At 63.4% G+C, this 13,664-nt stretch carries 16 protein-coding genes; 9 read left to right on the top strand and 7 right to left on the bottom strand.

All coding sequences use genetic code 11. From position 1 onward, the window contains the following. Positions 1 to 73: 73 nt before the first annotated feature. Both ACFOW7_RS15440 and ACFOW7_RS15435 read left to right on the top strand, forming a co-directional pair. On the top strand, positions 74 to 382 hold the full coding sequence (locus tag ACFOW7_RS15440) for a hypothetical protein (protein ID WP_378165882.1): 309 nt from the start codon (positions 74 to 76) through the stop codon (positions 380 to 382). Positions 383 to 478: 96 nt separating this feature from the next. Further along, positions 479 to 2,749, top strand: coding sequence for a helicase-related protein (locus ACFOW7_RS15435; RefSeq protein ID WP_378165880.1), 2,271 nt, complete (start codon positions 479 to 481; stop codon positions 2,747 to 2,749). Positions 2,750 to 2,821: 72 nt separating this feature from the next. Here ACFOW7_RS15435 and ACFOW7_RS15430 read toward each other — a convergent pair whose 3' ends face one another. After that, positions 2,822 to 4,132, bottom strand: a complete 1,311-nt coding sequence (locus tag ACFOW7_RS15430; RefSeq protein WP_378165878.1) for a hypothetical protein — start codon at positions 4,130 to 4,132, stop codon at positions 2,822 to 2,824. A gap of 106 nt (positions 4,133 to 4,238) precedes the next feature. After that, positions 4,239 to 4,523: a hypothetical protein gene (locus ACFOW7_RS15425; protein ID WP_378165876.1), complete on the bottom strand. Its 285-nt coding sequence runs from the start codon at positions 4,521 to 4,523 to the stop codon at positions 4,239 to 4,241. A 74-nt stretch (positions 4,524 to 4,597) separates the two neighbouring features. Between ACFOW7_RS15425 and ACFOW7_RS15420 the strand changes: the two genes are divergently transcribed. Together ACFOW7_RS15420 and ACFOW7_RS15415 are read left to right on the top strand one after the other, a co-directional pair. Then, the gene (locus ACFOW7_RS15420) at positions 4,598 to 4,855 is read left to right on the top strand and encodes a hypothetical protein (RefSeq protein WP_378165874.1); all 258 of its coding nucleotides are present in this window, start codon (positions 4,598 to 4,600) and stop codon (positions 4,853 to 4,855) included. Between the two features lie 403 nt (positions 4,856 to 5,258). Next, entirely contained in the window at positions 5,259 to 5,981 is a 723-nt protein-coding gene (locus ACFOW7_RS15415; RefSeq protein ID WP_378165871.1) for a DUF6531 domain-containing protein, read from the top strand. A 61-nt stretch (positions 5,982 to 6,042) separates the two neighbouring features. On the opposite strand, the gene ACFOW7_RS15410 is transcribed toward ACFOW7_RS15415, so the two are convergent. The 5 genes from ACFOW7_RS15410 to ACFOW7_RS15390 all read right to left on the bottom strand — a co-directional run bounded on the left by ACFOW7_RS15410 (position 6,043) and on the right by ACFOW7_RS15390 (position 10,419). Then, the gene (locus ACFOW7_RS15410; RefSeq protein ID WP_378165868.1) at positions 6,043 to 6,204 is read right to left on the bottom strand and encodes a hypothetical protein; all 162 of its coding nucleotides are present in this window, start codon (positions 6,202 to 6,204) and stop codon (positions 6,043 to 6,045) included. 89 nt (positions 6,205 to 6,293) lie between these two features. Further along, on the bottom strand, positions 6,294 to 7,253 hold the full coding sequence (locus tag ACFOW7_RS15405; protein ID WP_378165866.1) for a BsuBI/PstI family type II restriction endonuclease: 960 nt from the start codon (positions 7,251 to 7,253) through the stop codon (positions 6,294 to 6,296). Beyond that, positions 7,250 to 8,719: an Eco57I restriction-modification methylase domain-containing protein gene (locus ACFOW7_RS15400; RefSeq protein ID WP_378165864.1), complete on the bottom strand. Its 1,470-nt coding sequence runs from the start codon at positions 8,717 to 8,719 to the stop codon at positions 7,250 to 7,252. The genes ACFOW7_RS15405 and ACFOW7_RS15400 overlap by 4 nt, the downstream gene beginning before the upstream one ends. A gap of 12 nt (positions 8,720 to 8,731) precedes the next feature. Beyond that, on the bottom strand, positions 8,732 to 9,301 hold the full coding sequence (locus ACFOW7_RS15395; RefSeq protein WP_378165862.1) for a recombinase family protein: 570 nt from the start codon (positions 9,299 to 9,301) through the stop codon (positions 8,732 to 8,734). A gap of 845 nt (positions 9,302 to 10,146) precedes the next feature. Further along, the gene (locus ACFOW7_RS15390; protein ID WP_378165860.1) at positions 10,147 to 10,419 is read right to left on the bottom strand and encodes a helix-turn-helix domain-containing protein; all 273 of its coding nucleotides are present in this window, start codon (positions 10,417 to 10,419) and stop codon (positions 10,147 to 10,149) included. A gap of 218 nt (positions 10,420 to 10,637) precedes the next feature. Between ACFOW7_RS15390 and pilL2 the strand changes: the two genes are divergently transcribed. From pilL2 to ACFOW7_RS15365, 5 genes are all read left to right on the top strand, one after another. Next, on the top strand, positions 10,638 to 11,165 hold the full coding sequence (gene pilL2, locus ACFOW7_RS15385) for a PFGI-1 class ICE element type IV pilus protein PilL2 (protein WP_378165858.1): 528 nt from the start codon (positions 10,638 to 10,640) through the stop codon (positions 11,163 to 11,165). After that, positions 11,162 to 11,818 carry a hypothetical protein gene (locus ACFOW7_RS15380; RefSeq protein WP_378165856.1) on the top strand — a complete coding sequence of 219 codons (657 nt, stop codon included), beginning with the start codon at positions 11,162 to 11,164 and terminating at the stop codon, positions 11,816 to 11,818. Before pilL2 ends, ACFOW7_RS15380 begins: the two co-directional genes overlap by 4 nt. Positions 11,819 to 11,821: 3 nt before the next feature. Beyond that, on the top strand, positions 11,822 to 12,544 hold the full coding sequence (locus tag ACFOW7_RS15375) for a TIGR03759 family integrating conjugative element protein (RefSeq protein WP_378165854.1): 723 nt from the start codon (positions 11,822 to 11,824) through the stop codon (positions 12,542 to 12,544). Between the two features lie 77 nt (positions 12,545 to 12,621). Then, the gene (locus tag ACFOW7_RS15370; protein ID WP_449252236.1) at positions 12,622 to 13,134 is read left to right on the top strand and encodes a transglycosylase SLT domain-containing protein; all 513 of its coding nucleotides are present in this window, start codon (positions 12,622 to 12,624) and stop codon (positions 13,132 to 13,134) included. After that, on the top strand, positions 13,131 to 13,661 hold the full coding sequence (locus ACFOW7_RS15365) for an integrating conjugative element protein (RefSeq protein ID WP_378165850.1): 531 nt from the start codon (positions 13,131 to 13,133) through the stop codon (positions 13,659 to 13,661). Before ACFOW7_RS15370 ends, ACFOW7_RS15365 begins: the two co-directional genes overlap by 4 nt. Positions 13,662 to 13,664: the final 3 nt, after the last annotated feature.

Below are 13,664 nucleotides of genomic sequence, written 5' to 3'. Positions count from 1 at the left end.
ACTTCTCGCATTTCCCACCCACGGGGTTCACCACCCCGCAGGGGGTGGCGGCCCCGCTATCGGAGCAACCACCATGACCTCCCTCACACGCACTGGCTTGGTTTCAAGCCCCCGCTTTTCGACCGGCAAGCTGGTCGTCACCCACCGCATCGATGAACTGGTCCGACAGGGTCAGCTCAATCCGATCCCGTACCTGTGTCGCCATCTTCAAGGCGATTGGGGCGATGTCAGCGATGCCGATCGCCGATCGAACGATCTTGCCTTGCAGTCCGGTGAAGACCGGCTGTTCTCGTCCTACCGGGTGAGGGATGACCTCACGCTCTGGATCATCACCGAATGGGATCGCAGCGTCACGACCGTGCTGCTGCCCAGCGACTACTGATCCGCGCGACAGCCTCACGCCGTTTCTCTTCCCACCTGGGGCACGCCATCGCCCCTCGGGGACGGTGTGTGCCCCGATGCTTTCAGGAGCCGCACCATGCCTCTCGATACCTCGTCGTCTCACGATCTGCCCGGGCAGGGCGACCTGCTCGACGCGAACGATTCGCCGCTCACACTCAGCCTGCAGGACTTCGTCACCGAGTTCGGCGACGAGCTGCTCGACTCCCTCAACCGTGCCAATCCGCCCGTCTACACGGGAGAGCCGCGCCCACCGCGGCAACTGGTGATCGCGAGCCTCAAGCGGCGTCTGTTTACCGCCCAGGCCGAGGTCGTCCATGCCGTGACCGAACTGCTGGTCGATCGCGGCGAGCGCGCGGCCATCGTCAACGGCGAAATGGGCTGCGGCAAGACCACTGTCGGGATTGCCGTCGCCGCCGTCCTCCATGCCGAGGGCTATCGCCGTACCCTGGTACTCTCACCGCCCCATCTGGTCTACAAGTGGCGGCGCGAGATCCAGGAGACGATCGCCGGGGCCAAGGTCTGGGTGCTCAATGGCCCGGATACCCTGCTCAAGCTCATCAGGCTGCGCGAGCAGCTGGACGCCCCCGCGCAGGGTCCCGAGTTCTTCGTGCTGGGCCGCGTGCGGATGAGGATGGGTTTCCACTGGAAGCCCAGCTTCATGCGGCGGCACACGCCTCACGGCGACGTCGGCGCATGCCCCGACTGCGGTCAGCTCATCACGGACCTCGATGGCGAGCCGATGCTCGTCGCGGCGCTCGACGCCGAAGCCCATCGTCGGAAGTGTGGGCAGTGCGCGTCGCCACTCTGGACGCTGATGCGCCCGCGAAGTCTGTCCGAGAGCGATCAATCCTCGGCCGTCCTCAAGGCCCTGAAACGCATTCCCACGATTGGGGATGTCACCGCACAGAAATTGATCCACACCTTCGGCGAAGGCTTCCTCGCCTCGATGCTGGGCGACAATCTCTACGAGTTCATCAACCTGATGGATGGCCGCGGTGAACTGATCTTCTCGGATCGGCAGGCGCAGCGCATGGAGCGGGCGATGGCGAACATGGAGTTCGGCTTTGGTGAGGGCGGCTATCAGCCGTCCGAGTTCATCAAACGCTACCTGCCGCAGGGCACGTTCGACCTGCTGATCGCCGATGAGGCGCATGAGTACAAGAACAGTGGCAGTGCGCAGGGTCAGGCCATGGGCGTGCTCGCGGCGAAGTCGCGCAAGACCTTGCTGCTTACCGGCACGCTGATGGGGGGCTATGGTGACGATCTGTTCCATCTGCTGTTCCGCGCGCTGCCGGCGCGCATGATCGAGGACGGCTATCGGCCGACCAGGCAGGGCAGCATGACGGCGGCCGCCATGGCCTTCATGCGCGACCACGGCGTGCTCAAGGACATCTATTCCGAGACGAAGGGTACGGCGCACAAGACCGCGAGAGGCACCAAGGTTTCGGTGCGCACGGTCAAGGCGCCGGGCTTTGGTCCCAACGGGGTGTTGCGCTGCGTACTGCCGTTCACGGTGTTCCTCAAACTTCGCGACATCGGCGGCAATGTGCTGCCGCCGTACGACGAGGAATTCCGCGAGGTCGCAATGACCACGGCGCAAGCTGCGGCCTATCGTGATCTGGCGGGTCGGCTGACCCTGGAACTCAAGCAGGCGCTCGCGAAACGCGATACGACCCTGCTCGGCGTGGTGCTCAACGTGCTGCTGGCGTGGCCGGACTGCTGTTTCCGCTCGGAATCAGTGGTGCACCCGCGCACGCGCCAGACTTTGGCTTTCGTGCCTGCTCAGTTCCACGAGCTCGAAGTGATCCCGAAGGAGCGGGAGCTGATCGAGATCTGCCTGCAGCAGAAGGCAGAAGGGCGCAAGACCCTAGTCTACACGGTCTACACCGGCACGCGCGATACCACGTCGCGCCTGAAGGCGCTGCTGGAGCAGGAAAGCTTCAAGGTGGCGGTACTGCGCGCGAGCGTCGATGCCGCACGCCGAGAAGACTGGATCGCCGAGCAGCTGGACCGCGGCACCGATGTGCTCATCACGAACCCGGAACTCGTCAAGACCGGGCTCGATCTGCTCGACTTCCCGACGATCGTCTTCATGCAGTCTGGCTACAACGTCTACTCGTTGCAGCAGGCCGCACGGCGTTCATGGCGCATCGGACAGCAGTGGCCGGTGAAGGTGATCTACCTCGGCTACACGGGCACGTCGCAAATGACGTGTCTGTCGCTGATGGCGAAGAAGATCGCGGTGTCGCAGAGCACGTCGGGCGATGTACCCGACTCCGGGCTCGACATCCTGAACGCGGATGGTGACTCGGTGGAAGTCGCGCTGGCGCGTCAGCTGGTGAATTGAGGTGATGGTTTGAACGGCCCTTCGGGGCCGTTTCCTTTTGGACCCACATAACGTTAGGTAGCAGACGACCTGCTACCCCTCATTGCCATCAATCGGCGAAGGCAATTCATCCTTTACAAGCTGGAGGTCGCAGTTCCGCAAGAAGAAGAAAAACGTGGAGTCGATCGCGTATAGCCGGCGTTTTCCAACATCATAGTCAATGAGCGGGGGATTAATTCCCTTTTTGTGCTGAAGCGTCGAAAGATTGTGGAGCAGGTTGCTCATGTCGGACCCGCGCACATCGTCCTTGCGGTGATGCTGCTGCTTGATTTTCTCCGTGATATCAGACCGGCTAGCTCCGTGTTCCAACCCAGCGTACCCCATCTCCAAAATGGCACACACCAAGTAATAAGGCAGGTGCAGAGGCGTCTTCTCCTTTTCTTTTGAGTGCGTCACATTCCCCGAGGAAATTACTTCTAGCGCTTGCTGATGAGTCGCGCCGTACTGATCGGCCTTATCCTTGATTGCTTTGTCTGCGAATGCGGCATCGGTGACCTGCTGGGGACGCGATTTCCGTTCAAGCACGCCGGCTGCTAGACAGGTGTGCTTCACCAGCTCTTGGAAGACTCCAATGCTTCCAAAGGAATTCGCAATACATCGCTGAATTACTTCAGGGCTAAATGCGACATCTAGGTACTTTGCACCCTCTGCTGCAACTTTCCTGAACTCTTCTTCGGTCCATGGCTCGACCGCAACGTCTACGACACGGTCCGTAAGGTCGGGACAATAGATGCGAAGTTTGTCCTTTTGACGCCAGACCCCCAAGATCACGAACACGATCCCCATTTCTTGAAACGAGCGCAGATCGAACGCCAGTTGGCGTTGCTTTTCCTCTGCCAAGTAATGAAAGTTTTCCAGTACGATCTTCTTCTTGAAGCCGACCGCTTTCAGAAGCTCAGCGATGTCTTGAGCCAAAGCCAAGTTGAAAGGAATTGTCTTTGATGCCTTTTGAACCTTGTCGTTCGCCTTAAGGCCACCTGACGCATTTGCTTCTCCCTCCCCGAAGAACCAGAGGGTTGCCTTAGCTCTAATACCCAATGTTGCGGACGTTTCCGAAGACATTTCATCGACCTTACCTGTTTCGATTTCTACTCCGCACTGTCGAAGTATGCTCGAATAGATATCTTCTACGTTCGTGTTCGGCGATAGCCGGACAACTATATTCTGGTCGTAAGGAAGGTACCGAGAAACGAGGGCCGACTTTCCTTGCTTCGACGCGCCGTACACTACTATGTGTTTATCTTCGTTCAGCACTGTGGTGAACAGGCCATCGATACTGTCGCGAACGATGTATGACAGCACTGGGTCTGCGCTAACGCCGAACACTTGGGTGAGTTTTGTCATCGCGTTTCCCCTTGAATACCGGAGCGGATCGAGGATAGCCACTTCTTAACGTCCCTGCGAAATCATCGTCTGTAGCCAGCGAACTAGGTGGCGTATACCTGGGCTCTCATCGGCGCCCGATCGAGGCAGGTCTTGCAGCCGCGCCAACAGCGCCGTGCGAAACGTCGGTAGTTCGATGAGAAATGCCGTCCACCAGCATGAACACCTTATCGGGCTCAAAGTCGGCACGCCACACATCATCAAGCCCACGCACGTTCTGCCGCTGTGGCGGATGCCGCGTGTCGACGCTCGCGACATCAATTGAAAAGTAGACAACTATGGTGGCCACCGAGGCAGTGATCGCTGGCCCGATGCGATCCGACCGCCGATGAAAACGCAATTTCAATTCCATGAAAGTGCGCTTGTCATCGGCGCTGCCAGAAGCTGCCAGACTTTGCCCCACCCGTGTTGCCGCGAAGACAAGCCATGGCCGAGTCGCCCGTCAGTGGTCACTACACCGATGAGCCCATCGCGCATGTGACCCGCGCCTGGGCACTCGCGAACAGCCTGATCGGCGAGAGCTTCGAGCGGTTCCAGCGCCTCAGTGACGATATCCAGCACAACCTGCTCGACCTCATCCGCTCTGAACTGGATCAGGCCAAGGCAGCGCTTGAAGCCGAAGCGGCCGGCACCTTCAGGCTGCGCTTCATGCTCAGCGACGAGGCGCCGCAGTCCCGCCCATAGCCGCACTCACCGGATCGTCTTGCTCATCCTCTATCGAGTGATAGAGGCGGGCCGGGTCGTGTTGTGATGTCGTGATCGGCTGCATGCCGATATCGCAAAACATGAAATCCCACCCATCACGCTCCAACAGGTCCGGGCGAATTCGTCGCAGACCGCGAGACGGTCGCCTTGCAGAATAGTCGACATCCCGCCCCGCATTGCCCGGTCCCTCGCCGTCGCGCCTGGCGGCAGCTTCCAAGCTCGCGAATTTCCTTTCGGCGACCTGCGAGATCGCGCCCGGTGCTGACACTGGACGAACGGCCTTCGTCAGCACGGAAGTGATTCGACCGACCTCCACCCTTCAGATCATCCGCTGCAAACCCTCCCGCCACGGGCAGCCTGCCCCTGATGAGTTATCGCCTGCATGAAACGACTGATCCGAACGCTTGTGCGTCCTGCCCTCCGGCTCGTGCTGCTCGCCGTCACGATGGTGACCGCCGCGGTCATCCTCTGCCTGCCCACTGAAGCCCTCGCACAGCGTCGACTGCCTGGTACGACCGTGATTGGCTACCCCTTGCCACTGCAGCCAATGAGCCCAGGGTTCTCGCGGATTTTCAGTGCAGTGGATAGCCACACCCGCCCCTTTATCGTCGCGCCGATTGCCGACAACGAAGACGAGTGGCCGGCCGACCCGTGCGAGAGCACCGTGCCAGGGATCAGTGCTGCAGTCGGCAACCCGATCGTGGTGCAAAGCGGCAACAAGATTCAGATCGACACGGACTTCGGCGGCACGGGTGAGATGCCGCTGGAGCTCGTGCGCAGCTATTCGGCGGCATCCGATCACGAGCGGGGACTGTGGGGCGCGGGCTGGAGCAGCAATGTCGAGCACACGCTCGCGTTCTACACCGGCACCCTCGCCAATCCGGTATTCGAATGCGAAGCGCGACTGGCGAAGGCCAGCGAATGTGCACGCGTCACGGCCCCCACGGCCCTGGTGGTGCGCACCGAATCCGGCCGCGAATATCGCTACGACTGGCACCACGCGGCGTCGGCATTCAGGAGCAATGCCGATCCGCTGGGCAGCATCGTCAAGGTGCCGGCGTGGGCTACTTGCTCAAGCGTGATGGGGGTGATTTGGGCCGTGTAGTCCTCGCGGGGCAGCACCTTGCGCTTCACGGTCTTGACCCCGATTCGGATGTTCAGGGCCGTCACGAAGTCAGGCGCACCGGCTGCATCGTCAGCACCCACTCGAAGCCTTGGATGCCCTCGTGCTTGAGCCACGAGTTGAAAACCATCTCGCCCAAGTCGCCAACCCATCGCTCATCGGTGGCGGCCTCAGCGTAGATGTTCCCGTACTGGCGGTTACGCACGGCCCGCATCTGCTTGGCCCGCTCTTCATGCTCCAGCGATCAAAAGCGAAATCCACCGTTGCGAGTGGACTCGGCTGTTCGTCATCGCGTCAGCCCTCGGTCGCGTAGGGGCCGAGGAAGCGCACGCCGTTGAAGTGGATCAGGTGCGACGGCGCATCGGCCACCCACACCTCTGTCTCCCATGCGATTTCGCCAAGGTAGCGGCCCATGATGGAGCGGTTCGGGAAGGCGGTCACATAGACCAGCCCAGCCTTGGAACCGGCAAAGAGCTTGGCGAGTTCGGCGTGGCGCTTGCCATCGACCGGGCCGTGACTGGTGACGGACTCCACCAGCAGCAGCCAATTTTTCTCGGTGAAGTGCAAGACCACATCGGGCATCTTGCCGTGTGAGTCCACATCCACGCCCAGCTCGGCCAGCAGCGCGGCGTCGAAGTAACCCCACTTGTCGCCGGTGTCCCCGGCATAGATCAGCACGCTACCTGGCGCAAAGCGGGGCGCAAAGTCCTCGATGATGGCCCGGATGAGTTCGCTATGTTCGCCGGGGCTGAGGGTGATTTTCTTCCCCGGCGCGATCTCGACCGGGATGCGGTTCTGCTCGCGCTCCATCGCGTACTTAGCAACCAGCGTTTCACGCTCGGCCAGATAGGCGGTGAGGTTGTCGTGCCACTTGGGCGAGCCAAAGCTGCGCAGCAGCTTGAGGGCGGCGGGTTCGACTTGATAGACGGCCTTCGGGCTGTTCACCGGGCGGTCTGGCTTGTCCGGATTGTAGAGGGCCACGCCAGCGTCGCAAAACTGGTGCATGGTCTGGCGGCGGAACGTCTCGCGGGTGTTGGGCGCGTACTCCTTGCCGTAGTAAGCGCGTGCCCAATCCATGATCGGTGTAATGCCCACAAGCGGGTTTTCTGCCTCTGCCCACGGCTTGCCCGGCGTGAGGTTCAGCAGGGCCAGCAGTGACAGAGCAGATCGCTCGTTTTGCTGCGCTCGGGGTAGGCCCAGCGAAATGATGATCTGGTGGGCGGCCTCGATGTAGTCGTTCTTCTTGTCGGTCATGCAGTCAGTTTCCCGAGTTGTTCATCAATCATTTCCTGTGTGATTTCGCTGTGCTGCTTGACCCATTGGCCCAGCTCGATCAGCGCCTCACGGCTCGGGTACTTCATCAGCTTGAGGTCGGTTGCGTTGACCTGCGTGTGGCCGTTGAAGCGGCGGAAGTTCTCATCCACGGCGGTGGTGTTCAGGAACACGGCAAGCCCTCGGGCCAGCAGCTCCGGCAAGCCGCGCTTGTTCTCGTGAAAGAGGTTCAGGTGGTTCTCGAAGCCCAGTACGGCATGGTCGCCAAAGGCCGCAGGATCAACCACGCTCGCCACCACGCGACGCTTCTCTTCCTTCGATGAGAACCGGCGCACCACGCAATAAAAGCCGTTCGCGTAAAGCCACTTTTCCGTCTCGGCGTTGCGCATGATCGCGTTGGGCTTCTTCAAGCCCGGCACCGGCCACACCGTCCCGGTGATGCTCAGGTGTCCGGGGTAGATCAGCGGCACCGTGCCCTCTTCGGGCATGTCACGCAGTTGCTCTTTCAAGCGGAAGTCCACCACAGGCCCGGTCGATACCTTGATGCCCAGATCGGCCAGCGAGTAGCGCACGGCGGGCGATAGCTCGATGGCACTTTTCTCGGTGGTGGTGGGCACATGGATGAACCGTCCCGGGTCATCCGGGAATACGATCCGGTCGAACAGGTGTTCGTTCGTGGCAAGGTCGGTGAAGCTGTCGTCGGTCGAAGTGGTGATCGTCACCGGCCCCTGCTGGCCGCCACGCTCAAGGCGGATGATGACGTTCTCTTGCAGCACTTCATCGTCCTTGAACGCCTTGTTACGCGACTCGAAGAGGTGCATGTGGCGGATAGCTGCACGCTCAAGGATGAAGTCACGGAACGGGCGGTAGTACGGCCCATTGCAGAAGCTGCGCGGGATGATCGCCACGATCTGGCCGCCCGGTGCGGCCTGTGCCACGGCGAGCGCGACGAAGGCCGAATACAGGTTCACCGTCTCAATGCCGACAGAGCGCAGGGCCAGCCGGTGGGCTGAATTGCTGTTGATTTTCTTGTAGGGCGGATTGAGGATGGCGTGGGTGTAGCCCTTGGCCTGGAGATCCTCGGCGGTCGCCAGCTCGATGTAATCCCCGGCGATGACTTCGGCCTTGACCTTGCTGTAGGCCGCCAAGTGCTGTTTGAGGTGTCCCCGCAGTTTCTCGTCCACCTCGTAGGCCGTCGCCTCTACGGCTTTGAAGCCGAAGCCACCGGCCACCCAGCGGTCAAGGAAGGCGCAGGAGAGGGCACCGACGCCCGCGCCTGCATCCAGCAAGCGGCAGGTCTGCAGGGTGCTAGGCGGGAACATGCCCGCCATGAAGCGGGCCACGCTCGAAGGGGTCATGAACTGGCCCAACTCAGACTTGTGCTTCTGGGCGGTGCGGGGGGCAACCTCGCGGCGCACGCTGTCTGCGGTGTCAAGTTGTTCAAGCATTCCGTCACGTCCTCATTGGCGCGGCGCGATGACGCCGACGTGTTTGTAAAGGGTGGTGCGGGACACGCCATAGCGGCGGGCCACGTCTGCCACCTGAATGTCTGGGTCGCGCAAAAGCGCCTTGATTTCCCGCACCTGCTGCTCATCCAGCTTCGGCTTGCGGCCACCGGCCCGGCCACGGGCACGGGCGGCAGTTAGACCGGCCTGTGTGCGCTCGCGGATTAAGTTCCGCTCGAACTCCGACAGGGCGGCGAACACATGGAAAACCAGCCTGCCCGCTGCGCTGTCCGTCTTGATCTTCTCGGTCAAGCTCTCGAAGCCAACGCCGCGCTGTTCCAGCTCGGCCACGATCTGCACCAAGTCCGGCAGGCTGCGCCCGAGTCGATCCAGTCGCCACACCACAAGCGTGTCACCCTCTCGCAGCCCCTTGCGGCACTGCTCAAGCTCCGGGCGGGCCGTCGATTTCCCGCTGGCCGCTTCCTCGTAGATGACGCTGCAACCGGCTTTCGTCAGTGCGTCCCGCTGCAAGGCAAGGTGCTGGTCATCCGTCGAAACGCGGACATAGCCTATTCGTTGTTTCATTGACAGTACCCAAACATAGAAAAATTGACGGCAATCTTAACTGTTTGGACACTCTCCAGATAGGTCAAACCGACGGTCGCTTCAGGGTCAATAACGAGGATCACGCCAAGTCCTCGACGTAGGCCCGGCACTCTTCGATCAACCCGGCCAACTCGGCGGCATCCGGTCGGGCCTCCAAAATGGCTTGCCACTTGGGCGGCAGTGATGATGGCTTCGCCAGTGGCGAGCGTGTCAGCGCAGGCGCTGGGCCGATACCGGCTCGTCGGTTCGCTCCGCGATCCATGTTGCCACGGCTGCGCCGAAGGCTTAGAAGTCGGTTTTGGTCTTCATTGGAAACATCCTTTCAAGAGTGGCCGACAGGGCATCAACGGTTGCCGACACCTTGCCGTCCATTGGTGCCACCTCGTAGGCTCAAATCCGGGCCGCTGAGCTCGCGCTCCTGCTGGCGTTGGCACTCCCGCTCCATACGCTGCTGCTCCATGTGGTTGGCAAGCTGTTGGAGGCGGTTCTGCTGCTCCTGCTGCTGCGATTCGCGGGGCTGTTCTTGCTCTTGCTTGAGCGCTTCTTGCTGCTGATCTGCGGCGCAGGGCTGCGCCTTCGTCCCGGTTGGCCTGCTGGCCGCTTGCTTCTCGTTCCATCGTTTTCTCCGTCGGTAGGGTGGTTGATCTGCCCATGCGCTCCGGCAAGATGAGGCGGGTTTCTGCTTCGCGCTTTAGCTGGTCTTTGACCAAGGGGCCGAAGCGATCGGCATCGAGGTCCACTGCGACCTAATCGCCGACCTGGCCAAGACCGCCTGAGTCTGCCTGCCAGCGCGACCGCGTTGAGCCAGTGGCTCGACCCGTTGCTCAGGACTTTCTGGTCGAGCGTCTCACGGCCTTGTCGCTTCGCTGCAGGAACTCGTTGAACACCGTCCGCGGATCGACGCCGATCACGCGGCAGTAGTCGACGAACTCCACCACGTCGATGCGACGGGAACCGCGTTCCAGATGGCTCAGGGTTGACTGCGGCCAGCCGAAGGCCTCGGCGACCGATCCCTGCGTGATGCCCGCCTGCTCGCGTGCGTGACGCAGCAGATCAACCAGCATCCGGTATTCGTCGCGATAGATCGACTTGGGCATGGGGCCGCAGGACCGAGGGCGGCCTCCCACGCTATGCGCGACTTCCGATTTTCGGAAAATCGCAAAACCTCACCTCACCAGTACCCAGCATCTGATCCGGCGGTGCGGCCTGTGCCTGCCTCGCGGAAATCGGGGCGTGCGGCAGAGCGGATTCTCTGCACCTCACCGCGTCCCGTTCTGGAATGTTGCCAGCATCACTCTGCGCAACGAGGTGCCGTGTGCTGCCTTTCCCTCTGCAAGTTTTCTGTCTGTGCCTGTCAGGGGCCGTGCTGACTGGCTGCGCCACGCAGCCAGCTGTACTCCCTGATGCGACACGCCCGCTCGTCACCGACGTCATCCCCACTGCGGTGGCGTCGTCCGTCTCCGTGGTGCGGCAAGGTCGCTATACGCTCGTCGAGCTGGTCCCGGAACCGTTTCAGCGTGATCTGCTCGCGCAGGTCGTGACGATGTCGATCCCGGTCGACGTTGACGCGACCGTCGGGGACGCCCTGCGCCATGCGCTCGCGCGCACCGGCTACGGGCTCTGCGAGGCGGCCGATGCGGCCCCGTTGTACCGGCTGCCGCTGCCCGCCGCCCACCTCACCCTCGGCCCCCTGACGCTGCGTGACGCACTGCTGACGCTGGCCGGCCCCGCCTGGACGATGTCGGTCGACGACGTCAGCCGGACCGTGTGTTTCCGTCAGCGAGACCTGCCGTCGCCCGATCCGGGCACGGCCGAGCGCATTCCGGAAGGAGGCCATCCGTGATCGACTCGACCGAAACTGGCCGGCCGCGCGTTCGCGTGGCGCAACGCGTCTTCATGCTCGTCATGGGCGTGGTCACGGCCGTCAACAGCGCGGCGGTGTTTCGCCTGATGCAGGCGGCAGACGCCGAGCGCGTCGGGGCGCAGCTCGGCGACCACGCAGCGCGCCTGGCGACCCTCAGGCAGCAGCTCGACACGGCGCTGTCCCATCAACCGGCGGTAGTCACCCCCGCCGAGGTCGAGGGCCTGCGCCGGGCACTGGACGCCCGGCTCACCGCGATCGAGCAGGCCCACCACAGCGTGGCGCAGGCCGCCGATGTGCAGGTGTTGCAACTCCGACTCGATCGACTCGAAGCCCAGCTTGCGCAGGCGCAGCGAGTGCCGTCGCGTGCGCAGGCAGCACGACGTCCGCTCGTTCAGGCGAAAGCCCAAGCCAAGACGGTTCCTGCCTTGCCGTTCCGCGTCGTCGGCCTGCAGCAACGCGCGGCCGAGCGCTTTGTGTCGGTTCTGCCGCGTGAGGCCACGTCGCTGGCCGAGGTCCGACTGCTGCGCGAAGGCAGCGAGGCGGGTGTGTGGCGCTTGCAGTCGATCGAAACCAACGCCGTCGTGTTTCGCCTGGGCGATCAGACGCAGCGCGTAGCGCTGCCCCAGGAGTAGGTCATGGATCGGTATCGTGTGGTTTGCCTGGGCGGTTGTCTGATCGCTGCGGTCGAGGGTTATGCGCAGTCGCCTCCAACCGACACGGTCCGCGCGGTGGAGAGCCGGACGCAGGTGAGCGCCGAGGCGACCTCCGACGCGCACCAGGCGCGCGACTGGGGGCTTCGCCCCGACGAGTGGGCACGCTACCGCCAACTCATGCAGGGGCCGCTCGGGGTCTATTCGCCTAACCTTGATCCGCTGACGGCGCTCGGGATCGAGGCGCGCACGAACGAAGAACGTCGGCGCTATGCCGAGCTGCAAGTGCAGGCCGAAGCCCGGCGCGTCGAGAAGCTGCTGAGCTATCAACGCGCCTACGACGCGGCGTGGCAGCGGCTGTTTCCGGACCTGCAGCGCATGAACGGCTTCGAGGCGCCGCGAGCGACGACGGTCAAAGCCAGCCCGGCGCGCCTCGCCGTCTTCGTCAAGGCCGACTGTCCGCCGTGCGTGCAGCGCGTTCAGCAGCTGCAAGCGGCTGGCACGGCCTTCGATGTGTATTTCGTCGACAGTCGCCCGGACGATGCCCGGATTCGCCAGTGGGCGACACAGGCCGCGGTGGATCCCGCCAAGGTGCGGGCGCGCACGATCACGCTCAACCATGATGCCGGGCGCTGGCAGTCGCTGGGCCTGACGGGCGACCTGCCGGCCGTGGTGCGCGAAGTGAACGGCCAATGGCAACGGCAATAGGCCGGCGCGGGGCGCTGTCATCCCGGCGAGGTCGCCGCCCTGTCCTCGCCGCCCTGTTGTGCGTTGTCGCATCCACGGTGCGCGCGCAAGACCTGCCGCCGCCTGCCTACCAACTCGCCGCGCGATTGGCCGGCGTGCCGCCCTCGGTGCTCTTTGCCGTGGCGTTGCAGGAAAGCGGGATCGCGCGCCGCGGCCGCCTTGTCCCCTGGCCCTGGACACTCAATGTGGCGGGCACACCGCAGCGCTACACGACCCAGACCGACGCCTGCCGCGGCTTGCAGCAGGCGCTGCGGGACACGACGGCGAACCGGATCGATGTGGGCCTGGGCCAGGTGAATCTCGGCTATCACGCACACCGCTACGACGCGCCGTGCGACCTGCTCAACCCCTACCGCAACCTCGCCATCGCCGCCGAGATCCTGCGCGAGCACCACACGCCGGGCGAGGACTGGCTGCTCGCGATCGGCCGCTACCACCGCCCAGCGGGCGGCGAGCCGGCTGCGCGCTACCGCCGCAGCGTGCACCGCCATCTCGCCCGGGTGCTCGGCGTGACCGCCCCTTCCTCCACTGACCAGGGCTTCGTCCAATGAAACAAACCGTCCTGTTCGCTGTGCTCGGGCTGCTGTCCGCCTCGGTCGCCCATGCGCATACCCCGCCACCGCTGATCGTCGTCGAGGACCGAGGGGGCGTGTCCGCCTTGCCGTACTACGAAGCACTGAGCCCGGCGCCGGACGCCCACCCGCCCTCGGCATCCGTGCCGGCCCCGCGCATCGGCACGGCCGCAGAGGCCGAGGCCGCGATGCTGCCGGTGCGCTCGATGACGCTGTCGCCGGGCCGCGAACCGCGCCGGGCGATTCAGGCGCCCGGACTGACGCCGCTCTTCCTCATCGGTGATGACGAGCGCTCCCGTGCCTGGTTGCAGCGCCGGCAGCACGCATTGCGCGAGCTCCAGGCGGTCGGCCTCGTCGTGAACGTCACCACGCACGACGCCCTGCATGCCCTCCGACGCCTCGCGCCCGGTATCCGGCTCTCGCCCGTATCGGGCGACGAACTGGCCCAGCGTCTTGGCCTGCGTCACTACCCGGTGCTGATCACGGCGACCGGCATCGAGCCCTAGGCC

It is taken from the genome of Chitinimonas lacunae (assembly GCF_042650885.1).
GTDB classification, from domain to species: domain Bacteria; phylum Pseudomonadota; class Gammaproteobacteria; order Burkholderiales; family Chitinimonadaceae; genus Chitinimonas_A; species Chitinimonas_A lacunae.
This window is presented reverse-complemented; position numbering and strand designations above follow the sequence as displayed.